At 47.5% G+C, this 24,685-nt stretch carries 24 protein-coding genes; 19 read left to right on the top strand and 5 right to left on the bottom strand.

The genetic code is table 11. The annotated features are described in order from the left end of the window. The first annotated feature begins 135 nt into the window (after window positions 1-135). Complete coding sequence (locus EJE48_RS07035) at window positions 136-1,434, top strand: homoserine dehydrogenase (RefSeq protein WP_118579580.1); 1,299 nt, start codon at window positions 136-138, stop codon at window positions 1,432-1,434. Between the two features lie 125 nt (window positions 1,435-1,559). Beyond that, complete coding sequence (locus EJE48_RS07030; RefSeq protein ID WP_118579577.1) at window positions 1,560-2,231, top strand: hypothetical protein; 672 nt, start codon at window positions 1,560-1,562, stop codon at window positions 2,229-2,231. Window positions 2,232-2,267: 36 nt separating this feature from the next. Here EJE48_RS07030 and EJE48_RS07025 read toward each other — a convergent pair whose 3' ends face one another. Beyond that, entirely contained in the window at window positions 2,268-2,609 is a 342-nt protein-coding gene (locus EJE48_RS07025; RefSeq protein ID WP_118579574.1) for a cupin domain-containing protein, read from the bottom strand. Then, on the bottom strand, window positions 2,602-3,555 hold the full coding sequence (locus tag EJE48_RS07020; RefSeq protein WP_243107981.1) for a radical SAM protein: 954 nt from the start codon (window positions 3,553-3,555) through the stop codon (window positions 2,602-2,604). The genes EJE48_RS07025 and EJE48_RS07020 overlap by 8 nt, the downstream gene beginning before the upstream one ends. 213 nt (window positions 3,556-3,768) lie before the next feature. Here EJE48_RS07020 and EJE48_RS07015 point away from each other — a divergent pair, with 213 nt between their 5' ends. From EJE48_RS07015 to EJE48_RS06980, 8 genes are all read left to right on the top strand, one after another. After that, a complete protein-coding gene (locus EJE48_RS07015) occupies window positions 3,769-3,993 on the top strand; it encodes a hypothetical protein (protein WP_118579571.1) in 225 nt (74 codons plus the stop codon). A 137-nt stretch (window positions 3,994-4,130) separates the two neighbouring features. Next, window positions 4,131-4,511, top strand: a complete 381-nt coding sequence (locus EJE48_RS07010; protein WP_016408336.1) for a BlaI/MecI/CopY family transcriptional regulator — start codon at window positions 4,131-4,133, stop codon at window positions 4,509-4,511. Beyond that, entirely contained in the window at window positions 4,495-5,571 is a 1,077-nt protein-coding gene (locus tag EJE48_RS07005; protein ID WP_016408337.1) for a M56 family metallopeptidase, read from the top strand. The genes EJE48_RS07010 and EJE48_RS07005 overlap by 17 nt, the downstream gene beginning before the upstream one ends. 211 nt (window positions 5,572-5,782) lie before the next feature. Beyond that, window positions 5,783-6,190 (top strand): BlaI/MecI/CopY family transcriptional regulator, encoded by a 408-nt coding sequence (locus EJE48_RS07000; RefSeq protein ID WP_118579568.1) that lies wholly within the window; start codon window positions 5,783-5,785, stop codon window positions 6,188-6,190. Window positions 6,191-6,203: 13 nt separating this feature from the next. Further along, window positions 6,204-7,331 (top strand): M56 family metallopeptidase, encoded by a 1,128-nt coding sequence (locus EJE48_RS06995; RefSeq protein ID WP_016408339.1) that lies wholly within the window; start codon window positions 6,204-6,206, stop codon window positions 7,329-7,331. A 25-nt stretch (window positions 7,332-7,356) separates the two neighbouring features. Then, window positions 7,357-7,938, top strand: a complete 582-nt coding sequence (locus tag EJE48_RS06990) for a hypothetical protein (protein WP_118579565.1) — start codon at window positions 7,357-7,359, stop codon at window positions 7,936-7,938. 45 nt (window positions 7,939-7,983) lie between these two features. Continuing rightward, window positions 7,984-8,463: a hypothetical protein gene (locus tag EJE48_RS06985; protein WP_118579562.1), complete on the top strand. Its 480-nt coding sequence runs from the start codon at window positions 7,984-7,986 to the stop codon at window positions 8,461-8,463. Between the two features lie 56 nt (window positions 8,464-8,519). Continuing rightward, window positions 8,520-9,122, top strand: coding sequence for a hypothetical protein (locus tag EJE48_RS06980; protein ID WP_118579559.1), 603 nt, complete (start codon window positions 8,520-8,522; stop codon window positions 9,120-9,122). Window positions 9,123-9,387: 265 nt separating this feature from the next. Here the strand turns inward: EJE48_RS06980 and EJE48_RS06975 are convergent, their stop codons facing one another. Further along, window positions 9,388-10,722: a sodium-dependent transporter gene (locus EJE48_RS06975; RefSeq protein ID WP_118580419.1), complete on the bottom strand. Its 1,335-nt coding sequence runs from the start codon at window positions 10,720-10,722 to the stop codon at window positions 9,388-9,390. A gap of 191 nt (window positions 10,723-10,913) precedes the next feature. Between EJE48_RS06975 and EJE48_RS06970 the strand changes: the two genes are divergently transcribed. The 3 genes from EJE48_RS06970 (at window position 10,914) to EJE48_RS06960 (ending at window position 14,375) form a co-directional block, all read left to right on the top strand. Then, window positions 10,914-11,819 carry a LysR family transcriptional regulator gene (locus tag EJE48_RS06970; RefSeq protein WP_118579556.1) on the top strand — a complete coding sequence of 302 codons (906 nt, stop codon included), beginning with the start codon at window positions 10,914-10,916 and terminating at the stop codon, window positions 11,817-11,819. Between the two features lie 114 nt (window positions 11,820-11,933). Then, entirely contained in the window at window positions 11,934-12,914 is a 981-nt protein-coding gene (gene mmuM, locus EJE48_RS06965) for a homocysteine S-methyltransferase (RefSeq protein WP_118579553.1), read from the top strand. 18 nt (window positions 12,915-12,932) lie between these two features. Continuing rightward, a complete protein-coding gene (locus tag EJE48_RS06960; protein ID WP_118579550.1) occupies window positions 12,933-14,375 on the top strand; it encodes an alanine/glycine:cation symporter family protein in 1,443 nt (480 codons plus the stop codon). Between the two features lie 94 nt (window positions 14,376-14,469). Here the strand turns inward: EJE48_RS06960 and EJE48_RS06955 are convergent, their stop codons facing one another. Beyond that, window positions 14,470-15,411, bottom strand: coding sequence for a hypothetical protein (locus tag EJE48_RS06955; RefSeq protein ID WP_118579547.1), 942 nt, complete (start codon window positions 15,409-15,411; stop codon window positions 14,470-14,472). Between the two features lie 162 nt (window positions 15,412-15,573). On the opposite strand from EJE48_RS06955, the gene EJE48_RS06950 reads away from it, so the two are divergent. The 6 genes from EJE48_RS06950 (at window position 15,574) to nudC (ending at window position 23,073) form a co-directional block, all read left to right on the top strand. After that, complete coding sequence (locus EJE48_RS06950; protein ID WP_118579544.1) at window positions 15,574-16,293, top strand: phosphatase; 720 nt, start codon at window positions 15,574-15,576, stop codon at window positions 16,291-16,293. Window positions 16,294-16,402: 109 nt separating this feature from the next. Further along, the gene (locus tag EJE48_RS06945) at window positions 16,403-16,714 is read left to right on the top strand and encodes a YerC/YecD family TrpR-related protein (protein WP_118579541.1); all 312 of its coding nucleotides are present in this window, start codon (window positions 16,403-16,405) and stop codon (window positions 16,712-16,714) included. Window positions 16,715-16,844: 130 nt separating this feature from the next. Next, complete coding sequence (gene pcrA / locus EJE48_RS06940; RefSeq protein ID WP_124984457.1) at window positions 16,845-19,088, top strand: DNA helicase PcrA; 2,244 nt, start codon at window positions 16,845-16,847, stop codon at window positions 19,086-19,088. Window positions 19,089-19,111: 23 nt separating this feature from the next. Beyond that, window positions 19,112-21,064 carry an NAD-dependent DNA ligase LigA gene (ligA, locus tag EJE48_RS06935; RefSeq protein ID WP_124984442.1) on the top strand — a complete coding sequence of 651 codons (1,953 nt, stop codon included), beginning with the start codon at window positions 19,112-19,114 and terminating at the stop codon, window positions 21,062-21,064. Between the two features lie 218 nt (window positions 21,065-21,282). Then, window positions 21,283-22,173: a LysR family transcriptional regulator gene (locus tag EJE48_RS06930; protein ID WP_160117330.1), complete on the top strand. Its 891-nt coding sequence runs from the start codon at window positions 21,283-21,285 to the stop codon at window positions 22,171-22,173. 30 nt (window positions 22,174-22,203) lie between these two features. Next, window positions 22,204-23,073, top strand: a complete 870-nt coding sequence (gene nudC / locus EJE48_RS06925) for an NAD(+) diphosphatase (RefSeq protein ID WP_124984440.1) — start codon at window positions 22,204-22,206, stop codon at window positions 23,071-23,073. A 198-nt stretch (window positions 23,074-23,271) separates the two neighbouring features. On the opposite strand, the gene EJE48_RS06920 is transcribed toward nudC, so the two are convergent. Next, window positions 23,272-24,678 (bottom strand): uracil-xanthine permease family protein, encoded by a 1,407-nt coding sequence (locus EJE48_RS06920; RefSeq protein ID WP_016408355.1) that lies wholly within the window; start codon window positions 24,676-24,678, stop codon window positions 23,272-23,274. Window positions 24,679-24,685: the final 7 nt, after the last annotated feature.

Genomic DNA, 24,685 nt, shown 5'->3' with positions numbered 1-24,685 from the left:
TGTGATACGGAAAAATGTTTGCAGAAAAAAGACAAAAACTATTGACAAGCAAAATTTTCCTGTTAAAATCTTTATTATCACGAAAAAATAGTGACGAAGGTTTTAAAGGTAAATTGTGTACGGAGGATACAAAATATGGAGCAAGCAGTTAGAAAAATCGCCTTACTGGGCATGGGCACTGTTGGCGGTGGCGTATATGAAATTATTGAAAGACAGAAAGAGGAAATGCCCTTTAAAATTGGGGCGGCACTGGAGGTTGTGAAGGTTCTGGTGCGGAATAAGGCAAAATATGCGGACAGGATACCTGCCGAAAAGCTGACGGATGTCTGGGAGGATGTTATCGGCGATGACAGCATTGACATTGTGGTTGAGGTGATGGGCGGTATTGAGCCTGCGCGTACATACATTAAGGCGGCATTGGAAAAGGGCAAGCATGTTGTGACAGCCAATAAGGACCTGATGGCAATGCACGGACATGAGCTGCTGGAGCTGGCAGGAGAGCACCACTGCGATTTGCTGTTTGAAGCGGCAGTGGCAGGCGGAATTCCCATTATTCGCCCGCTGAAGCAGTGCCTGGCAGGCAATAATATTACAGAAATCATGGGTATTATCAACGGGACAACAAACTTCATTCTGACAAAGATGAAGGAGGATGGCATGGACTTCGGCGAGGCTTTGCAGCTGGCAACGGATTTAGGCTATGCCGAGGCAGACCCTACGGCGGATATTGAGGGCTACGATGCCGGCAGAAAGCTTGCTATTATGGCCTCTATCGCGTTCCATACATCGGTTACCTTTGATGATGTTTTTACGGAAGGGATTACGAAAATTACAGCGAAGGATATGCGCTATGCAAAGGAAATGGGCTGCAGCATCAAGCTTCTGGGGATTGCGAAGAATACGGAAACGGGCATTGAGGTAAAGGTACATCCGACCATGATTCCTGAGAACCACCCCTTGGCAGCGGTCAATGATTCCTTTAATGCCGTATTTGTACATGGGGATGCGGTGGATGATGCGATGTTTTACGGACGCGGTGCAGGAGCCTTGCCGACCGGCAGTGCTGTTGTGGGCGATATTATGGATGTGGCGCGCAACATGCTGTTCCACTGCAACGGACGCATTGGGTGCAGCTGCTACAAGAACCTGCCAATCAAGCAGATTGGCGATACAACCAGCAGATATTACATCCGCATGAGACTGGAGGACAGAGCAGGTACATTGGCGGCAATGGCAGGTGTTTTTGCGGAAAATGATGCGAGCATTGCGATTCTTTTGCAGAAGGAAACGATTGAAAACGATGCGGAAATCGTTGTGGTAACACATGAGGTGGCGGAAAAGAAATTTATGGATGCCATCAAAAAATTCTCCTCTATGGAAATGGTAAAGGAAATTTCTTCCATTATTCGCGTGTATGCACTTGGAAACGTATAATTTTTAGAAAAGACAGACAAATAGTCTGTCTTTTTCTGTCTGAATTTGTTAAGAATGATGAATGGCATTTCTTTTCTTGGGATGTTATGATATAACCTGTGAAGAAAAGAGGGGGAAAAAGAAACATGAAGTATTTTACAAAAGAATGGTACGAAGCGTGTCAGGCTGCCGATTGGTGTTTGAATATGGCAGTTTCCAAGAATGCGGAGGAATTTTCCGAGGAATACTATAAGGATTTGTATACACGCCGCCGCCGTGCCTTTGTGAAACAGATGAAGGAAGAAGAAGGAGAAGCCTTTGACAAAATTGCGGCTGAGGTTGCATTTATGAAGCATCATGAGGAAACCGTAAAGCGCATGGAGAGGATTCTGCCCATCGAAATTAAGGCTGCGGTTGCGGATATGCGCGTGCTGGCACTGGACATTGCGACAAAAGAGGTGCGCCATCAGCTGAAAGCATGGTGCGAGGAGCAGAAAAAGCTTGCAGACGCAAAGGAGGCAGAATATGCCGTAGACAGCACGAAGGAGAGCAGTGAGACCTTCGCAGGCTGCGAGCTGACGGGGGTGGAAATGAAGGAAACGACATTGACGCTGACGCTGAAGGGCAATGTGAAAAAGGCTGTTTTTAAAAATTATAAAATTCTGAAGCAGGAAGGCTATCTTCTGGGGGCAAAATGGCTGAAAGAGGAGGCTTATACTGTGGAGGGCGGCAAGGAATACCATATCTTGCTCAGAAAAAGCAACGGTACACTTGGGTATCTGACGATTTTTGCGGAGCAGCTTACAATTTTAAAATAAAGACAGAAAAAGGCGGACAAACTGTCCGCCTTATTTTTATTCGTTCATAACGAATGCAATCATTTCCATATCTTCATCGGTATTGTTTTCCATGGCATGCCATTGACCAACCTTGATGGAGCAGACATCGCCGGGATGTACCTCTGTTTTTGTGCCGTCGTTATCCACGAAGGTACCAACACCATTGAGGATGTAATAGGGCTCTGTATTGCCGACATGCTGATGCCAGCCAATGGAGCTATGAGGCTTTACGATGACGCGGGCGAACATGGTGCCATGCCCCATCAGATCCTCGCCTTCCAGAATGTGATGGATTTCTACACTGCCCTTGCCATCTCTCAGACCTTCTACGGTAACAACTCTCTCTTTTTTAATCATGATGATTCTCCTCTCTTTTCATAAAGCTTTCGGCGGCGACAACGCCCGATAAATCAAAGGTTGGGGTATATTCCCCAGTTGCCGAAGATCGTTTTTGCATAAAACCGTTTTTTAAGCCGATTTCAAAAAAATAATCAATTACCTTTTCATATTCAAAGGTAGTCAGTTTGCGGGAAAGTGCCTTGATTTCCTTTGCACGATACAGGGGCGTATACTGGCTCATGAGAGAAACAAGAGTTTCTTCGCCGAGGGATGCCCGCACCCAGTCGAGAATTCGCATGCTGTCGCGATATTGCCCGGGCAATATCAGATGACGCAGAAGCAGCCCCTTTTGCAGGAGACCCTCTGCATCAAAAACATCCTGCGGCACCTGCCTGCGCATTTCCAAAATGGCAGCTGCGGCGGTTTCTCTGTAGTGCGGCGCATGGGAATAGGAAACGCCGAGGTCATTGTTCCAATATTTAAAATCGGGCAGATAGATATCCACCAAGCCATCCAGCATGCGTAAGCCTGTCAGGGATTCGTAGCCGTTGGAATTATAGACAACGGGAATCCGCAGACCCTGCGCTCTTGCCGATTCCAAAGCCTTTGCCACCTGCGGAATAAACTGCACCGCGGAAACCAGATTGATATTATGAAAGCCTCTTTCCTGCTGTTCCAGAAAAATCTCCGCCAGACGGAGGATGCTGACTTCTTGCCCGAAGCCCTCCTGACTGATGGTATGATTCTGGCAGAAGACACAGCCTAGATTGCAATGGCTGAAAAAGATTGTGCCGGAGCCTTTTGTGCCGCTGATGGGCGGTTCTTCCCACAGATGTCCGCTGACAAGAGCAACCTTCGGCAGGAGGGGGGCATGACACCACCCTGCTTTGCCTGCGGTGCGGTTAATGCCGCAGCCTCTGGGGCAGATTTCGCAATGGGATAACGCGGTTTTCATTTTTTCCATAGCAAGTACACCTCTGTCTTTCTTATTGTGATTGTATCATAGGGGAACGGAAAAAGACAACTGTTTTTCGACAGAAGAACGAAAGAGATGTTTTTTGAGAACGACATTGCCAGAGATTCCCCTTTGCTTTTTCGACAAAAAGATGCTATCCTATGGTCTGTAACAGGTGATAGGAGATAAGCAGAAGCGAAGGAGCATGGGGAGGAAACGAGCATGAGAGAATATCAGACAGGTATGAGAGAAGAACGGGTTCTTTCTAAGGTTGTTTGCAATGGCTGCGGCAGGGAAATCCCCTTGAGGGGGGCGGACTATTTCCATGCGGAAAAAACATGGGGATATTTTTCCGAGCAGGATGGCAGGCAGGATGCCTTTGATCTTTGCGAGGAATGTTATCGGAAAATGACGGAAGGGTTTCGGATTAAAATAGAAGAAAAATAGCAACAGCAGATTTTGGCGTTCATCGGATGGATGGACGCTTTTTTGTTTGGAGAAAACAGGGAAATTTTCAGGTTGACAAAGTGTTACGGTGTGTAATAAAATAAAATTACAAAATGTAACAGAAAGGGGAAGAAACGATGGACGAGAAAATGCGTATTTCCAATGCGGAAATGAAGGTTATGAATCAAATCTGGAAAGCGGAGGAGATGGTAACGGTGCCGGAGGTGCTGGAAATTCTGAAGAAGGAGGGCGAGGAATGGACCTATCCGACCGTAGCAACCTTTTTAAGACGGCTGACGGCGAAGGAGATTTTAGGGGTAACGAAGAAGGGAAACAAGCTTTGTTATTTCCCTTTGGTAAGCAAAGAACAGTATGAAAAAAAAGAAGCGGAGGGGTTTGTGGAGAGTAAATTCGGCGGCTCTCTGAAGAATTTTCTGGTTGCTTTTCGGGGCAGTGATAAAATCGGCAAAAATGACATGAAGGATTTGAGGGCGTGGTTGGATGAACTTGATGATTGAGCGTGCATTTATGATAGCTTTACTGCTGTCCGTCAGCGGGTTTGTATTCTGTGCGATATTCCTGCCCTTTGAGAGGCTGGCATATCGATGGACTTCCGCAAGGACGATGGCGACAATCAACACAATCGCATTGCTTTCGTTTGTGATACCGCTGTATTTTGTGGTTTCTATCAAGGATGGCAGTGAGAAGGCGTTTCGTGAGATGCATTTACTGGTGTATCCGGAGAACAGTGGCTTTGACAGCTTTGTATTCGGTGTGCGCGAACGCATACACATGGAATACTTTGCGACAATCTGGCTGATTGGGGGAATTATTTTCTTCCTTTATTATGCGTGGAGCTATATTCGTCTGCTGCGGGTAGTCAGAAAATCCATGTTTGCGGTGCAGGAGGATATATGGCATGGCATATTCTGCGAGATAAAAGGGGAAAGGCGTATTGCAGATGTGCGCCTTGTCGGGTGCTGCAATATTGCTACGCCATGCACGATTGGCGTAAGAAAGAAATATATCGCGATTCCTGCCTATATGCTTACCGGTTTTGATGCAGAGGAAATCAGATTTATCCTTGCACATGAATGGTATCATGTGGTGCATCGGGATTTGCTGCGTAAGCTGCTGGGATTGTTTTTGAATTGCCTGAACTGGTTTAACCCGTTGTATTATCTGCTGCGGAAGAATCTTTCAGAATGGACGGAGGCAGCCTGTGACGAGGAAGTCACAAGGAATTTTACGAAGGGACAAAGGCGGAAATACTGCGAACTGATGATTAAGATACTGGAACTGGAGCAGAGTAGATACGGGGAGGAACTCTGTAGCGTTGGGTTTATGGGGGCAAGCATCAACAGCTATAAAAGCAGAATGATAAAAATTATGAAAAGAAATAGCAGGAACAGCAGGGCAGGAAGAACGGCAGTGCTTGCCGTGGCACTGGGGATACTGCTTTTCAGCAACGCGGTTGCGAAGGAGGCGGATGTACCGGTGAATATGCTGTTTTCGAGGAATGTCAAATTTGCAGAGAGGGGACAGTTTGAAGTAGTGAAAGTAGACAAAATATCATGATATGTGAACATTTTTAAAATAATAAATATGTATTGTGATGCAAAATAAGAGGAAGCGAAAAAATTTATCAGATTACCGAAAAACGATGTCAAACAAGCGTCGAAATCGAGAAAGAATTGTGAAGGATTGCAGATTGACACGGAAAAACGCAGATTATATAATGTAAAAAAATACAGTAGAAAAAAATATAGTCGAAAAAGGGTGAAGCGAAGTGAAGGTACAAAAGAATTATTTATCTCCAAAGGAATATGAAATTATGACGATTTTCTGGAGCATGGACAAACCGCTGACGGCATCGGAAATCCTACAGCACAGAAAAGAGGGCACATGGGCGGCGAATTCCATTCATCCTCTGCTGAATAAGCTGTTGGAGAACGGGTATATTGTGGTCTGCGGTTCGCAGAGGGTGGCGAAGGTGAACAGCCGTTTATATGAGGCGAAGGTGAGCCTTTCCGATTACATCACGAATCAGGTTTCGGAGGTTTTTGAAAATGAGACGAACAAGTTCAATGTTTCCTCCTTTTTATCCGGACTGATGGGCGGCGATGAGGAAAAGGACGAGAAAATTATTTCCGAACTGGAAAACTGGTTGGACGATTACAGCAAAAAGAGTGTATAAATAGGGGAGACGTATGATTTTCGTTACGAGATATTCATTCATTACGGCAATTCTGCTCAGCAATCTGTTTTTTCTGTTTTTTATAGGCTTATCCAGAAGCAACAGGGTGTTGCTGCGGATTCCGTTACGGGTATTTGCGTTGCTGGGGGCGGCGTTGCTGGTGAAGCTTCTATTCCCGATAGAGGTGGAAAGCACAATAGAAATCAGTTCCTTTCAGATTTATCCTGCGATTATCGCGTTTCTGGGAAAAAAGCTGTTTACGATTGGCGGCTTTGTGGTGCAGGTGCGGTGGCTGCTGCTTGCGGTCTGGATGACGGGGACGGTCTGCATTGCGTGGAGCAGGATTCGTTTTTACAGACAGCTGGTTCGCAGGTTTGGACATCTGCCGAGCATCTGCGACGAAAGCTATCTGAAAATTCTGGAGGAGGTCAAGCGGGAGAACGGGTATGCATTTGAAACAACGGTGATTGTGGATAAAAATATCCGAACGATACTGGAATTCGGCTATTTCAGGCAGATTATCTTCCTGCCGAAGGCGGCATATACCGAGGGTGAGCTGCGGTACATTTTCCTGCACGAACTGGAGCATTTCGCAAATAAGACAAACTGGATGAAGCTGATTGTTATGGTATTGGAGTGCATTTTCTGGTGGAATCCGTTGGTGTATCTGTTCAGAGATGCCTGCGCGCAGCTGCTTGAGGTATACTGCGACTCCTGCGTGAGCAGAAAGCTGAACAAACAGGAGAAGGTCGATTATCTGGGGTGTCTGCTGCAGGAAATGAAACGGGAGCGCGCTGTCTGCCGTAGCTACCCGTTCGGCAGTCAGTTTTTCCGACAGGCGAATCTGAAACAGCGGTTTGCGGTGATGATGCAGTTTGAAAGGGACAGAAAAATTGAAAAATGTATTTATTTTATGATTTTTGCACTGCTTTTCCTTTCTTATAGTATCGTGCTGCAGCCGGAATATAGACCGCCGGGGCTGAATCTTGATTATATCTATACAACAGATTATATCATAAAGCATGGAGAAGATGGCGTATACACGCTTTATATAGAGGATGAACCGGAAATGATATTTATGTCTGTGGAGGAAATCGAACATCTGGGATTGCATTACGATGCGCAGAATGACGAGAAATGAGAAACGATGACGGAGGTGGAATCACATGAACAGGAATCGAATCATCAAGGTTATTTTAGGTGTGCTGATGGTGCTTCTGGTTGTATGGTTTTGCGTGTTATCTTATCAGGACGGCTATGCGCGGGACTACGGCATTTATCGGAGCCGGACATTGCTGCTTATGGCGGTGGTTTTGCTGCTTTGCTGTGTGGTTTTGTTTTTCTATGGCAGCTTTTTCTGCAAAAAGGGAATCGGAAAGGTGCAAATCTGCAATTTCGTTTTTCTGATTCTGGCAGTTGCGAGTCTGGGGCTGTGGGGGAACAGTGCCGCGACAAAGGATGAGGATGCAGAGGTGAAGGCGGTGCTGAAAGACTATATCAAAGAGGAAATGGACGGCAAGGTGCTATTTCTGAATCTGACAGAGGTGCCGCGGTCGTTTTATCAGAATCCTTCTGCGGATGCGCCTTACTATGATGCGCAGGATTATGACTGGCGTTACTATAATGTGAGCTTCTATTATGAGGATCAGCAGGATAAAGAGGCTTCGGGGGATTATCATTGGAATGCTTATATGGTGAAGGAGGATGCAGAAGCGGCATGGAAGGTGGTGTCACTGGGGGAATCGTAAGCGTGGACAGGTGAGAAATGCTATATAGAAATGGAGGGAATGCAGATGAAAAAACAGATTGGTTTGCTTCTTGGAGTTTTACTGCTGATTGGTGCAACGGGGTGCGGAAAGGAACCGCAGAAGCAGGACATGACCGGGGCATACAATGTATATGAAGGCTATCTGACGGTTAAGGATAATCAGCTGATTGTTGATGAGATTAAGTATATTGATTTAGCAGATAAGTATTGGATAGATTCTTTAAACTTAACAGAGGAAGATATGCTGAATGGATACTATATCTATAATCCTTCGGATGAGAAACTCACATTCACATTAAATGACGAAACAAGATACGATTTTTATGATACAGGTGCTTTATTTATTTCGGAAGATAATGAAACCCGTATGTATACAACACAAGAGGTATCTGAGTTTCTGAAGAAATTTGATGCGGGAAATGGAGAGCTTGGGAAAACACCTTTTGAAATACAGGCGCTTGAAGATGGCAGGGTGATTTCTATCAGAGAGATTTTTATCAATTAAAACGATGATCGAAATTGCATGAGGTAAATTTTGATAAAGAAAAAGGGGACAGGGATATGAAGAAAAGAAAAATGATTCTGAGCGTGATGCTTCTATTATCTATCACAACGGGCTGTGCGGCGGGAGAGGCGAAGGCACTTTCTGACAGCAAAGGTCGCATGAGTCTCTCTCAGCAGATTGCGAAATGCAACAGCAAGGAAAGCGCAATTTTCGTTGCGGAGAACGGCATAGAGAAGATATTCGGGGCGAACAAATACGCTCTGGCAGGGGACGCATCCTATAATCAGGACAGCAGTATTCAGCCGGATGGTTGGTTTGTGCAGCTTTATGACGAGGATTGGGATTATGCCGTCTGGATTACGGAGGACAAGAACCGCATCCACTTTGTCAGAGGCGGCGAAGCGTATCCGTTGGAGTTTATTTCTGCGCAGGAGATGAAGGAAATCATCGAGAGTGAGGAAATACTGGATTCTGCCAAGGCACTGGTTGCGGAGCAGCTGGGGGATGACAGGGAAATCAGAGATGCGTATTTTGATAATACGGAGGAAGGCGCACCGCATAATTCCGTGGATGTGACGCTTGTGATGGAGGATGGGCATATTTACATGCTGACGTTCTATAAGGATGGCACACTGCGGTCTCTATTATATCTGGAATAGTTAAGTCGAAATCAGGATTTCGACTTGTTTAGACAGACGAATAAACCGTAGGTTCCATCGGCTAAAAGCCTTGAAACCTACGGTTTTCCTCGTCGGAAATGAATTCCTCCTGCGGATTCCATTTGGGAAACTGCTTACCACCCAAGAAGGGGTGGCAGGCAAAGCCTGCTTTGCGTAGCAAGTAATGAACGGATTGTTTCCCAAACCCTTCCGCAATATAAATTTTATTGAGGTGTTGGAGAAATCCAACACCTTTTTATGTACTTTAACGCCAGTTGAAGGTAGCCATGCCGTAGATATAGATGAAGGCAATCAGCCCCGGCAGGACAAAGCGGAAAATCGGCTTCATCCAAGGGCGCACCTTCAGACCCTTACCGCTATTTGCTTCTGCAAGGAAGTTATCCCAGCCCCAGCCGAACTTATTACAGCAGAAGAGAGCAAGCACCAGAGAGCCAAGCGGCAAAATATTATTGGAAACAAAGAAGTCCCAGAAATCCAGCCATGTTGTACCTTCTGCGAAGGGCTGAAAATGAATGATGCTGAAGCCCAGCGCCGTTGTCAGCGCGAGCAGGAAGATGCCGATGCCGCAGATGACGCTGCCCTTAGGACGAGACCAGCCTGTCAGCTCACGAATCATGGCGAGGATATTTTCGCATACGCCGAGTACCGTGGACAATGCCGCGAATACCATGAACAGGAAGAACAGGGAGCCCCAGACACGACCGCCGGGCATGTTATTGAAAACAGCCGCCATGGTATCAAACAGCAGACTGGGTCCTGCGGTTACTTCGAGGTTATAGGTGAAGCAGGCAGGGAAGATGATTACGCCTGCGAGGAAGGCAACCAGAGAATCCAGAAGAATGACATGGATTGCTTCGCCCATCAGGGAGCGTTCCTTGCCGATATAGCTGCCGAAAATTGCCATGCCGCCCATACCTGTGGACAGGGTGAAGAACGCCTGATTCATTGCACCAACCACAACGGAGCCTTTGATTTTGGAAAAATCGGGCTTGAGGTAGAAGCTCATCCCTTTGCCGGCACCGCCCAGAAGCAGGCTATGTACTGCCAGCGCGAGCATCAGCACCAGAAGGGCAGACATCATATATTTTGTGACACGTTCCAGACCGCCCTGCAAATTGAAGGAAAGAATAAAGAACGCAACAACCAATGTAATCAGCAGGAACAGCACATTGACCGATGGTGAGGATATCATGGCACCGAAGCCGAGGCTCGCATGGTTCCCGGTGAGGAATCGGAAGAAATAATAGATAATCCAACCGCTGACAACGGTGTAAAATGCCATCAGAGCGATATTCCCTGCCAGACAGAACCAGCCGAAGATGCCCCATTTCTGTCCGGGCTTTTCCAGCTTTTTATACATGAAAAGAGGGCTTGCCTGCGCTGCTCTCCCGATGGAAAATTCCAGAACAAGCGCGGGAATCCCCAGAAGAATCAGACAGAGAATATAGACCAGCATGAAGCTGCCGCCGCCATTTTGTCCACACATCCATGGAAATTTCCAGACATTCCCGCAGCCAATGGCACAGCCTGCGGAAAGCATGATGAAGCCCAAACGGCTTCCGAGTTGTTCACGTTTCACGAGAGAATACCCCTTTCCTTTACACGATCCTGTCTGCTTTGCAAAGAACAGGACATTTTTTGTTCTTGTTTTCATGAAAAATTGATAATACATCCATAAAGAATATTATATAAAAAAACATAATATTTGTAAAATTGATTGTTTTGCTGTATACTAACGAAAAAATCGTTTATATCAAAAGGGGTGTTACAATGAATACCAACAGCTTGAAAACGTTCATTGCCGTTTGCGAGCATGCGGGCTTTTCTGCGGCAGCAAAGGAATTGGGCTATACGCAGTCTACGGTTTCCTCGCAGATTAAGCAGCTGGAGGCAGAATTGCAGGTGCGGCTGTTTGACCGCTATTATCACAGAGTCAGCCTGACAGAGGAGGGGATTCTGGTCTTACAACAGGCGCGAAATATCCTCAATGCGCAGGAAAAAATGCTGGCATCCCTGAAATTCGGGGAACGGATTGAGGGAGAGATTCGCCTTGCGATGTCAAGCTCCATCTGCAATCGCTATTTTAAAGAGGATTTTTTGCAGTTTCGCCGTAAATATCCGGGGATACGGGCGGAAATCAAGGAGGGCGGTACGGAGCAGATGTTTGATATGCTGCGGAGAAATGAGGCGGATATTGTATTCACATTGGACAGGCATATTTATGATTCCGATTTTATCATCTGCGCGGAGCAGGAGGAGCAGGCGCACTTCATCGCGGCGACAGATCATCCCCTTGCGAAGCGGCGGCTGACGTTGCAGGAATTATGCGGAAATGAATTTGTGCTGACGGAGCGAAAAATGAGCTATCGTGCCATTCTGGATGAAGCACTTGCGTCCAAATCCATGGAAATTCGTCCGATTCTGGAAATTGGGAATCCGATTCAGATTTGCGAGTTGGTGAAAAAAAGCAATCTGCTCTCCTTTCTGCCGGATTTCGTTACGGAGGACTATGTGCGGACGGGGCAGGTGACACGATTGCCGGTGGAGGACTCCATGGAGACAGTCTGGACACAGCTTCTGATTCATAAAAATAAGTGGCGTTCCCCTGCCATTCACGCATTTCTTGATTTTTATAAGGATGTCATGCAAAAGAACAGCATTTTGACTGAAAAATAGCAGAATAGCGGAGAAATAAAGGTAGGAAAATCGAATTATCTGTGATATAATGGCAAGAAAACTTTTGAAATGCTTTAAAATAAGAACAATACAAAAGAAAAAAGGGGGAAAAACATGGCAGACAAAATTAAGGAATTATTGGAAAAAAACGGACAGATGATTATTGACGGATCGATGTCCACGGCGCTGGAGCAAATGGGAGCAAATTTAAACTGTAACCTTTGGACGGCACGCGCATTGGTGGATACACCGGAGCTGGTCAAAAAGGTACATACGGACTATTTCAAGGCGGGTGCGGATTGCGGCATTACCTGCAGCTATCAGGCAACGATTCCCGGCTTGATGGAAAACGGCTTTACCCATGACGAAGCGGCAGAAATTGTTGCGAACAGCGTAAAGCTGTTTTTAGAAGCAAGAGAGGAATGGTGGAATGCGGAGGGCAAGGCGCAGGGGCGCGTGTATCCTCTTTGTCTGGCAGGAATCGGGCCTTACGGCGCATATCTTGCGGATGGTTCGGAATACCGCGGGAATTATGGCGTATCCGATGAAGCCCTGCGTACATTTCATAAGGAAAGAATGGAGATTCTCTGGAACGCAGGCGCAGATATTCTCCTGATTGAAACACAGCCCTCTTTGCAGGAGGCTCTGATTGAAGCGGAAATTGCAGAGGAGATGGGAGCGGATTACTGGATTAGCTTTTCCTGCAAGGACGGGCATCATATTCATGAGGGCAACACCATTGCGGAATGTGCAAGGGTGCTTTCCGAGAACCATCCCGGACTGAAAATGGTTGGCGTGAACTGCTCCAAGCCGGAGCATATCGTAAGCCTGATTCGGGATATCAAGCAGGAAACGAATTTGCCTGTCGGCGTATATCCCAACAGCGGCGATATTTATGATCCCACCACAAAAACATGGGAAAAGGTCGGCGGCGGTGCGAGCTTTGAGGAAAATGCGCTTTCCTATTTTGAAGCAGGCGCAGATGCGGTCGGCGGCTGCTGTACCACAACCTGCACCCACATCGAACAGGTTGTGAAGGCGCGGGATGCGTTTCGCGCGCAGGCAGTATCAACAAAAGATAAAAACGAAAGATAACAGAAAGGAATTATAAATATGCAGTCAATTGTAGATTTTCTTTATATGGTGGATGACATGCTCTGGGGAACACCCATGGTTGTTATCGTTCTGGGTACGGGCATTTTCCTGTCCCTTCGGTTTGGCTTCAGCTATCAGCGAAAGCTGAAATTTAACATAAAAAATACCTTTGGCAATATGACCTCCGCAGGCGAGGGCGTGGGTACGGTATCCAGCTTCCGCGCGGCTTGTACGGGGCTTGCGAATACGGTCGGCACGGGGAATATCAGCGGCGTTGCAACGGCAATCGTAAGCGGCGGCCCGGGCGCACTTGTCTGGATGTGGGTTTCCGCATTTTTCGGGATGTCTACAAAGGCATGCGAAATCATTCTTGGTCAGCGCTACAGAGAGCATTACAAAAACTCCATGGATGAATATGTCTGCGACCGTTCCTTCGTCATGAAAAACGCGTTTGGCTGGAAAAGGGGTGCCATTGTGCTTGCGGTTTTTGCCTTTGTGCTTGGCCCCTGGACCTGTTGCGTACAGACAGAGGCAGTAACCAGCTCCATGCAGCAGGCCTTCGGCGTGACACCTCTCATCAGCGTGACAATCATCGGTGTTACCTGTATTGTTACGATTTTCGGCGGTCTGAAAAGAATTTCTGAGGTTATGAGCAAGGCGGTTCCTATTATGGCGGTGCTTTATATTCTGATGGGGCTTGGCGTAATCATTCTGAATATCAAGCAGGTTCCTGCGGCGGTTGCTCTTGTGTTTGAATCTGCATTTTCTCCTACGGCGGCTGTGGGCGGCTTTGCCGGCGCAACGGTAAGAGATGCGGTGAAATACGGCGTGGCGCGTGGGATTTATTCCAATGATGCAGGTACCGGTTACGGTATCATTGCGCATGCACCGGCAATCACAGATCATCCGGTGCGCCAGTCTGTATGGGGCTGGGGTGAAATTACACTGGATACACTCATCATCTGCTCCATTACGGCGTTTACCATCATTATCACAGGCTCTTATTTCCAAAGTGATGCGACATCCGGCGCGCTGACAACGATTGCCTTCGGCATGGCGTATGGGCATGTCGGCGCGAAGCTGACCGCGATTGCAATCGCTGTTTTCGCATGGACAACCATCATCGGGATGTACTATACCTGTGAAAAATCTGTAAACTATGCCTTTGGCGATACCGAAAGAAATAAAAAAGCAATACCGATTTATATTATTTACTATATGCTGCCCTGTGTGATTTTCTATAACATTGAGGCGGATGTGCTCTGGGCACTGACAGATATTCTTTCTGCCTGCTATGTAGCACTTACTATCTTCTTTATTTATGCAAAGCACAAGGTTATTTTTGCACTCTTTGATGATTTCTGGAAGAGATTCCTGCCTGCGAAGGAAAGAGGGGAAAATCCTCCTGTTGTTTCCTTCGACTGCGCACTGGAAGGAGAAGGTGCAAAAGCAACAAAATAACAGGATAAAATTTGGCGTGTTTGATACACGCCTTTTTTTATGCAAAAAAAGTCCCTGCCATGGCAGGGACAAAAATGTGTGGAATGGATGCTTTTTATGCGTCACAGTCCTCTCTGCTTCTGCGTGTATCGCAGTCGTCACCGAAAACCGTGCCGAAGCCGCAGCAGGAACGGGGCTTTGCGGTGGGAGAAAAGAGGTCTAAGGGGAAACGGATATCCTCAAAGCCGTTGCAGGGGTCACTGTTTGTGGCATTTGTAGTACAGCGCTCGGGGACACATCTGCCCAAAGAATTTACCATGATATTGACTGTACGGAACAGCTTTACAATCGTAAACAGCCCGATGGTTACATTAACTGCAATGGGTGCGCCGAGAGCAGCATCGCCGCTGCTTTGGGAGGAATCGCAGTCGCAGGAATGACAGGGATTGCAGGAATGGCAGGGATTGCAGGTGTTACAGCCGGGGAAACGCAGCTCTGCATTCAGCGCAACTGCTTTCCCCTCCGCAATGATGAACGGTCCGCCCTTGGATGCGGCATTCTCGAACTGATCGGTTACGGTGGTCACATCTGCCTCGGTAGAGCCGAAGAGCGTTACGCGCAAATGATGGCTGTTGGTGGCATCAATCGTCCCGATAAAACAGCCGTCGGCGCGGCGAAACTCCAGTGTATAATTGAATACATATTTCAGCTCGATATCCCAGCAGCCCTTTTGCAGCGGATTTGGCCGTTTCCGCAGAATTTCAATGCGGGTCAGGTCTAAATCGCGGATGGTTACATCGGCGGCGTTGCAGGGAGGAATGATGATATCACCCTCGCAGAGCATATCGTTGCAGCTGGGGGTTTCGCTCCTTGCGGCACGAGCGGGGCCCAGAATACTGCTGCCCAAGCATTTCTGGATGCGGCACTGGTCGAAAATCTTCTGCACGATGATACAGGTTTCCTCGTTCCGCCCGTTGCTTTCGTTGCTGCCGTTTCCGCAGAAATTGCAGCTTCTTGCACTTAAATCAGCCTTGGAATCAAATTCAAAAGCGCCCATAAGACAGCCTCCTTTAAAGTTGTGGTTTCTTTTAACATAGTATGAAAGACGAAGGAAAGCGTGACCGTATGCAGGAAAGAAGGATTGTTTTCTTGCGGAAACAATGCTATAATGAAATTTAATGAATCATATAAATTTCACTTAGAAGTGTGAGGAATCGAAATGAAACGATTGATGGATATTCATACCCACGCCGTTGCAAGCGGGCATGCCTACAGCACAGTGGATGAAAACTTGAGATGGGCGGCAGAGCAGGGCTTGCAGCTGGTCGCTTTGACAGACCATGCGCCTGCTATGAAGGATACCACCTGTCATGCCTATTTTGCAAATCTGCACGTTTTGCCCGAAATGCTGCATGGGGTGCGGCTGCTGAAGGGTATTGAACTGAATATTCTGGATTTTGACGGCACGATAGATATGGATGAAGCGGTTTTGCAGAGATTGGATCTTGCGATTGCAAGCCTGCACATGCCCTGCATTAAGCCCGGCACGAAAAAGGAGAATACACAGGCGTTTTTAAAGGTGATGGAAAATCCCTATGTGGACATCATCGGACACCCCGGAGACCCTCGCTATGCGGTGGATTATCGGGAGCTGTTCCGCGTGGCGAAAGAAACGGGCACGCTTCTGGAAATCAATAATGCTTCTTTAACACCGGGCGGCTTTCGGGAGGGCAGCAGGGAGAATATTAAGAAAATCCTTCTGATGAGCATGGAGGAGGGTCAGCCTGTGGTTCTGGGCAGCGATGCGCATTTTTACCGGAATGTGGGGGATTTTTCCTATGCGGAGGATTTGCTGAAGGAGCTGCAATTTCCGGAGGAGCTGATTCTCAATAATACGCCGGAAAAATTTCTTGCAGGACTCAGACATGGCAGAAAATAAAAAATGTATGCGGAAAAGAACGTGGAAAATCTCTTTACTTTAATGCTTGAAAGTGTTACAATATTTTTAATAGAAATATGAAAAATAACAGGAGAAGGTGGCGTTCCGAATGAATAAAAAGATCAAAAATGAATTGACCGATAAATTGTTTGAGTGCATTCTCAGCATGGAAACCGTGGAAGAGTGCTATCAGCTCTTTGAAGACCTTTGTACCATCAACGAAATTCAGGCAATCGCGCAGAGAATGGAAGTGGCGGCAATGCTGGATGCCAAGCGGACCTATGTGGAAATTGCGGAAAAAACAGGCGCTTCCACAGCAACCATCAGCCGTGTCAATCGTTGCCTGCATTACGGCACGGATGGCTATAAGCTGGCGATTGACCGTGTGAAGGCAAAAAAAGAAAAAGAAGATAGCGAATAATCTTTTTGAATCGATTTATTTGAGAGAGATTATAGGGCTGGTTTGACAAGATGATTTTGCCAAATCAGCCTTTCTTATGTTGGCATCCTGCGGAAAAAGCGGAAACAGAAAAGAAATGGGAGAGAATGACATGATTGGATTTGATAAACTGAACGATATGCAGAAAAAAGCAGTTTTGCAGACAGAAGGACCTGTGCTGATTCTGGCAGGGGCGGGCAGCGGCAAGACCGGTGCCTTGACGGTGCGGATTGCACATCTGCTGGAAACGGGTGTAAAGCCTTGGAATATTCTTGCGATTACCTTTACGAATAAGGCTGCGAAGGAAATGCGCGAGCGTGTGGAAAAGCTTGTGGGGGATACAGCAAGAGATATGTGGATCAGTACCTTCCATTCCACCTGTGTGCGGATTTTGCGCAGAGAAATTCAGCATCTGGATTATGAAAATCAGTTTTCCATCTATGACAGCGACGATCAGGAAAAAATCATGCGCGAGGCCTTCAAGCGGCTGAATATGAGCACAACGGATAAGTCCTTTTCCGTTAAGGGGGCAATGAGCATCATCAGCCATCTGAAGGAGGAAATGACAAGCTGGGAGGACTACGCACAGCATGTGGATAAAAATGACCTGAAGGCGGTGCGTATCGCAAAGGTATATCAGACCTATCAGAAAATGCTTAAGGAAAACAACGCGCTGGATTTTGACGATCTGATTTATAAAACCGTTCTGTTGTTCCGTCAGTTTCCCGATGTTCTGGAAAAATATCAGGAAAGATTCCGCTATATTATGGTGGATGAATATCAGGATACAAATACAAGCCAGTATGAGCTAGTGGCAATGCTTGCGGCAAAATATAAAAATCTCTGCGTGGTCGGGGATGACGACCAGAGCATCTATGGCTGGCGTGGGGCAAATATCCGCAATATTCTGGATTTTGAAAAGGATTTTCCCGATACAACCGTAATTAAGCTGGAGCAGAATTACCGTTCCACGAAGAAAATTCTGGAGGCGGCGAATGCTGTCATCCATCATAACCAGACCAGAAAGGATAAGACGCTTTGGACAGAAAATGACAGCGGCAGTATCCTGCATATCTATAAGGCGGATAACGAATATGATGAGTGTCGCTTTGTGGCAGAAAAAATTCTGGAGCTGGAAAAGCAGGGCAAGACCAGAAACCAGATGGCTGTTTTGTATCGCACCAATGCACAGAGCCGCGCGGTGGAGGATCAGATGGTGAAGCGCGGAATTCCCTATCGCCTGTTCGGCGGCGTGCGCTTCTATGAACGAAAGGAAATCCGAGATGTTCTTTCTTATTTAAAGGTGCTTGCGAACCCTGCGGATACGATCGCTCTCAGAAGAATCATCAACGTACCTAAGCGCGGCATTGGCGAAACCTCTCTGGATAAGCTGGCTGCTTTTGCGGATGAAAACGGGCTTTCTCTTTACGGCGCACTGAGCCGTCTGGATGAAATCACTACGCTGAAAACAAGAGTGGCAAAATTCAAGGATTTCTATGGTCTGTTTCAACAGTTGCGCGCCGATGCGGATGGACTTTCCGTTTCCGAATTGATTGATGCCATCATGAAGCGGACGGGCTATTTGCAGCTTCTGATGGCGGAGGGGACGGATGACGCGCTGAACCGTATCCAGAATATTGATGAATTTGTGAATAAAGCGGCGGAATATGATAAAGCTAACCCCGAAGGCAAGCTGGAGGGCTTTCTGGAGGAGGTTGCCCTCGTTGCGGATATTGACAGCTATGAGGAGGGGGAGGAAACCGTTGCCCTCATGACACTGCACAGCGCGAAGGGTCTGGAATTCCCCTATGTTTTCATTATCGGTATGGAGGAGGGGATTTTCCCCGGCTTCCGCGCGGTGATGTATGGCGGTGAAAAGGAAATTGAGGAGGAACGCAGACTTTGCTATGTGGGCATTACCCGTGCGAAGGAGGAGCTTTACCTGACGCACGCAAAAAGCCGCATGCAGCATGGGATTACGCAGTATAATCCGCCTTCTCGCTTCCTGAAGGAAATTCCTGCGGATTTGGTAGATATGCCGACCAGACAGATTTCCGATATGGCGAAAAAATATGATGCCATGACGCAGAATAAGCCTGCTCTCGGCAGAAAGAATGTGTTGCCCCCGACAGCAAAATTCGGCGGGGTCGGCATGAAAAAGGAGATGCCTGCGCCCAAGGATTTCAAGCTGAGCTACGGCGTGGGGGATAAGGTGCGTGCGCCGAAATACGGCATTGGCACAGTGGTTTCCATCAATAACGGCGGCGCAGATTTCGAGGTTACCGTTTCCTTTGGCGCAAAGGGAACGAAGAAATTCATGGCGCGCTTGTCGAAGCTGATTAAGGTAAGCGAATAAGCAGAGACGGTGAGGGATGCGATATGACAGAGAGAATAAAGCAACTGGTGGAGCAGTTGAACCGGGCGGCGAAGGCATATTATCAGGAGGACAGAGAAATTCTTTCCAATCAGGAATATGATGCGCTGTATGACGAATTGGCTGCACTGGAGAAGAAAACAGGCACGATTCTTGCGAACAGCCCCACGCAGAAGGTTGGCTATACGGTGCTGAGCAATCTGGTGAAGGTGGCGCACGAAAGCCCGATCCTTTCCTTGGACAAAACGAAGGAAACGGCGAAGCTTGTCAGCTTTCTGGGGGATAAAGCAGGGATTTTATCATGGAAGCTGGATGGACTGACGATTGTGCTGAAATATAATCATGGCAAGCTGGAGCAGGCAGTCACGCGTGGAAACGGCGAAATTGGCGAGGATGTGACGCATAACGCCCGTGTGTTCCGCAATGTGCCGCTTTCCATTCCCTTTCAGGGGGAGCTGGTGCTGCGTGGCGAGGGGGTCATTCCTTACAGCGAATTTTACCGTATCAATGAGGAGCTGGGCGAGGAGGAGCAATATAAAAATCCTCGTAACCTTTGCAGCGGCACGGTGCGGCAGTTAAACAGCGAGATTGCCGCAAAGCGAAATGTGAAATTCATTGCCTTTACCTTGGTGCATGCCGCAGGCAGAACCCTTTCGGACAGCAAGGCGGAAAATATGGCTTGGCTTGCCGAAATGGGCTTTGATGTGGTGGAGCACTGCATGGTGACGGCGGAAACGGTTGCCGCTGCGGTGGAGGAATTCCGCGATAAAATCGAGCAGAACGACATTGCCTCCGATGGACTGGTTCTGACCTTTGACAGCATTGCCTATAGCCAAAGCCTTGGCAGAACGGCAAAATTCCCCAAGGATTCCATTGCCTTCAAATGGGCGGACGAAATGGCGGAAACCACTCTGCGGCGGATTGAATGGAACACCTCTCGTACGGGGTTGATGAACCCTGTTGCGGTGTTTGACCCCGTGGAGCTGGAGGGCTCAACGGTGAGCCGCGCAAGCCTGCATAATGTCAGCATTTTGAAGGAATTGAGGCTGAGCATCGGGGATACGATTAAGGTCTATAAGGCGAATATGATTATCCCTCAGATTGCGGAAAATCTGACGGGAACGGTTTCCACGGCGGAAATTCCCAAGCATTGCTTTGTCTGCGGCGAGGAAACGGAAATCCGTAAGCTGCGTGACGGCGAAGCGCTTTATTGTACTAATCCGAACTGTTCCGCGCAGCGGATACAGGCACTCAGCCATTTTGTTTCCAGAGATGCCATGAATATGGAAGGGCTTTCGGAGGAAACCCTGAAGAAGTTTCTGGAAAAGGGCTTTGTGGAAAATTATCCTGATTTGTTCCGCTTGGAAAAGCATCAGGCGGAAATTACAGCCATGGAGGGCTTTGGGGAGAAATCCTATCAGAATCTGATTGCATCTGTGGAAAAGGCGAAATCCGCCGAACTGCCGAACTTCATCTATGCACTGGGCATCAACCATGTAGGGCTGCGAAATGCAAAGCTGCTCTGCAGGGAATTTGATTATGATTTGGAGAAAATCAAGGCGGCAACGGAGGACGCATTGGTGCAGGTAGAGGGCTTCGGCGAAATCATCGCACACAGCATTGCCTATTATTTCAGACAGGAAGCGCATCTGGCATTGCTTGCGGATGTTTTGCAGTATCTTTCCTTCCAAGCGGCAGAGCAGGCAGAGGTCGGCGAAAGCCCTCTGGCAGGGCTGACCTTTGTTGTGACAGGGGATTTGGAGCAATTCACCAACAGAAAGGAATTGCAGGCACTCATTGAAAAGGGTGGCGGCAAGGTGACGGGAAGTGTCACCAAAAAGACGAATTTCCTTATCAATAATGATATTCATTCTGCATCCTCGAAGAATAAAAAGGCGGCAGAGCTGGGGATTCCCATTCTCAGTGAGCAGGATTTTATAGATAAATTTTTAAAATAATGAGATAGGATAGAAAGGCGGCTTTTGGAGAAAAAGTCGCTTTTTGTCGTCATTTGTCACGAAATCCGGCTGTTTTTTTGTTTATTAAATCTATAGATTTTTTCTATTTATTTTGCTATACTCATTAAAAATACATTAGGATTTTAATAGCAGCGATAAGGATTCCTGATTTGCTGCTTTCTTATGCGCTTTTTTGCATGAGAATAGGAGGGAAGACAATGAATTTAAACCAGTTGTATTATTTTAAAACGCTGGCAGAATTGGAGCATTACACTAAGGCGGCGGAAAAGCTGAATATTTCTCAGCCGACGCTCAGCCACTCCATTTCTTCCATGGAAAAGGAACTGGGGGCAAATTTGTTTGAAAAGCAGGGCAGAAATGTTGTTTTGACAAAATATGGGCGGATTTATATGTTCTATGTGGAAAACGCCCTGACACAGCTGGAGCTGGGAAAAAATCAGATTGAACGTCTGGTTTCCGAAGGAGGCGGACACGTCGGACTGGCGTATATGACATCGGTCGGGACGAACTTTGTCCCCGGACTGATTGCAGGCTTTCTGGATGATCCGCAGAATAAGAATATCTCTTTTTCCTGCTATGAGGGCAACACGAAAACGCTGTTGTATAATCTGAAACGAGAAAAGTATGATTTGGTTTTCTGCTCCATGGTGGAGGCGGAGGGCGATGTGGAATTTATTCCCGTTTTTGAGCAGAGCCTTGTGGTTATTTTGCCGGAGGGGCATCCCTTGGAGGATAGAAAGAAGGTAACGATTCAGGATATCTGCCCGTATCCGCTCATCAGCTATACGAAGGAAAGCGGCATGCGCCGTATCATTGATGATATGTTTACGAAGGCGCAGATTATGCCGAATATTCTTTGCCAGTTTGAGGATGTCAATTCCATGGCGGGGTTGGTTGAGAAGAATCAGGGGATTGCCATTGTAACGGACAGCCAAGCACTGCATAACTATAACGTCACCAAGCTGGAGTTGGATACGCCATATTCTCGCAGAATGGTTTATATGGCGTATGTACTGAATCGGTATCTGCCGCCTGCGGTGGAAAAATTCAAGGATTACACCATTCAGCGGACAAAGGCAAAGAAATAAGCAAACGGGATTTAAGGGAAGGAAATAGAAATGCTGCAGGATTTAGAATACGGAAGATTAGAAAACGAGTTTCGCCATACGGCACCTGTTGCCACGGCGAAGGTGGTCTGCGCACAGGGCAGCCGGCTATTGGTGAAACGTAAGGAAGATGATACATTGGTTCTGCCAACCTATGCGGAGGTAATGGCATGGGCGAAGGAAAAAGGCTGGACGCATTGGTATGAAAACGAGGTACAGTATGTGTTCCGCATGCAGGAGGAGGATTACTTCATCTGGATGGGCGAAGCAGGTGCGCCTGCGGATACGTCCTTCTGCTATGAGCCTGCCATGACATTGCGTCAGGTGAAATCCAAAAATATCTGCTATGCCATGATGACGGCGTGGCATTTGTTTGACTGGTATCGCAGCAATCGTTTCTGCGGACGCTGCGGTGCGAAAACAAAGCATGACGAGAAGGAACGCATGATGCGCTGTCCGGAATGTAATAACATGATTTTTCCTAAAATTGCGCCCTCTGTCATTGTCGGCGTGACGCATGGGGATAGATTGCTTCTGAGCAAATATGCCAACCGCAGCTATACCCGATACGGCATGATAGCAGGCTTTACGGAGATTGGCGAAACGGTGGAAAAAACCGTGCAGAGGGAGGTTATGGAGGAAGTCGGTCTGAAGGTAAAAAATATTCGTTATTATAAAACACAGCCCTGGGGTGTAACGGGCGGCTTGCTGTTGGGGTATTTCTGCGATCTGGACGGAGAGGGTGAGGATATCACGCTAGACCGAGAGGAGCTGGCGATGGCTGAATTTTTTCCGAGAAATAACCTCCCTGCACACGATGACGGCATCAGCCTTACAAGAGAAATGATGCGCATGTTTGAGGAAGGCAGAGAGCCGAAATAACGAGGAGAAGGCCGAATGAACGAGAGGCTTAGGCACGAATCTGTTCTCCGGAAAGAAAACATTGGTCGAGGAAATGGGCTATGATGCCTTTGAGGAGCAGCTTGCCATGTCCTCGCGATATTACAAAAAGCACTTCTTTGAAGGCGAATAAGCAATCAAAAAGAGACTCTGAAAGGAGTCTCTTTTTTCATGCTTTCGTTAATCTTCGTTATCGCCGTAGCGGGTATCCTCGTTAAAGTTAGGAATCATATCAATGCCGCGGTTTGCATCGCCGCCTGCGTTTTTGCCGAAGTGATAATCATTCCCCGGCAGGATAGCATTCAGCACAATGCCTGCGATTGCCGCAATGGCGAGGGAGGTCAGTGTGATATCTGTGTTGGCAACATTGAAGGTCAGCCCATCGGAGAAGCCCAGACCGCAGACAAAAATTACACCTGCGATAATCAGATTGCGGGATTTTGTGAAATCCACGCGGTTTTCTACTACGTTGCGCACGCCGATTGCGGAAATCATACCATACAGCATGAAGCTGACACCGCCGATAATTGCGGAGGGCATAGAGCCAATCACCTCTGCCATTTTGGGGATAAAGCTCAGGATGATGGCATAAACCGCAGCAATGCGGATTACCTTGGGGTCATGCACCTTACTCAGCTCCAGAACGCCTGTGTTTTCACCATAGGTGGTATTGGCAGGGCCGCCCACCAGTGCGGACAGGGAGGTCGCAAGCCCGTCCCCGATTAGGGTACGGTGCAGACCGGGGTCTTCAATCAGATTTTCGCCGACCGTTGCGGAAATGGCGGACATGTCACCGATATGCTCCATCATGGATGCAAGCGCGATGGGTGCCATTACCAGAATGGCGGAGATGTTGAATTTGCACAGAGAAAATTCGGGCACGCCTACCATGGGGGCAGCCGTGATATTTGTAAAATTCAGAATCGCAGAGCCGTCTGCATTTGTCATACCCATTGCATTGAAAATGAGAGCCGCAATATAGGAAATGACAACGCCCATCAGGATAGGGATAATCTTAAACATGCCCTTGCCCCAGATATTGAAAACAACGATGGTTGCAAGTGCGATAAAGGCAAGCAGCCAGTTTGTGGAGGCATTGCTGACAGCGGAGCCTGCCAGACTCAGACCGATACAGATGATAATCGGGCCTGTTACAACAGGGGGAAGAAAACGCATAACCTTTTTTACACCGATTAGGCGAATGATGAGAGCAAGCACCAGATACAGAAGTCCTGCCACCAGAATTCCGCCGCAGGCATAGGAAAGCTTTTCGGCATTGGAAATATTGGCAAAAGCACCTGTGTTCAGCTTAGAGATGGTAGCAAAGCCGCCAAGGAATGCAAAGGACGAGCCGAGGAAGGCAGGAACCTTGCCCTTAGAGCAGAAATGAAACAGCAGTGTGCCGACACCGGCACAGATAAGCGTAACCTGTACATGCAGAACGTCCTCGCCAAAATAGCTGTTTACCAGAATGGGAACGAGAATTGTTGCGCCGAACATGGCAAACATGTGCTGTAGGCCTAAAAGTAACATTTTCGGAACGCCTAAGACCGAGGCGTTGCGGATGATTCCGTTGTTTTCGTTCATAAAAAAC

Origin of the sequence: Anaerotignum faecicola, assembly GCF_003865035.1 — a bacterium.
Classification (GTDB): Bacteria; Bacillota; Clostridia; order Lachnospirales; family Anaerotignaceae; genus Anaerotignum_A; species Anaerotignum_A faecicola.
Note: the sequence above shows the minus strand (reverse complement) of the source record. Positions and strands in the feature narration are given on the sequence as shown.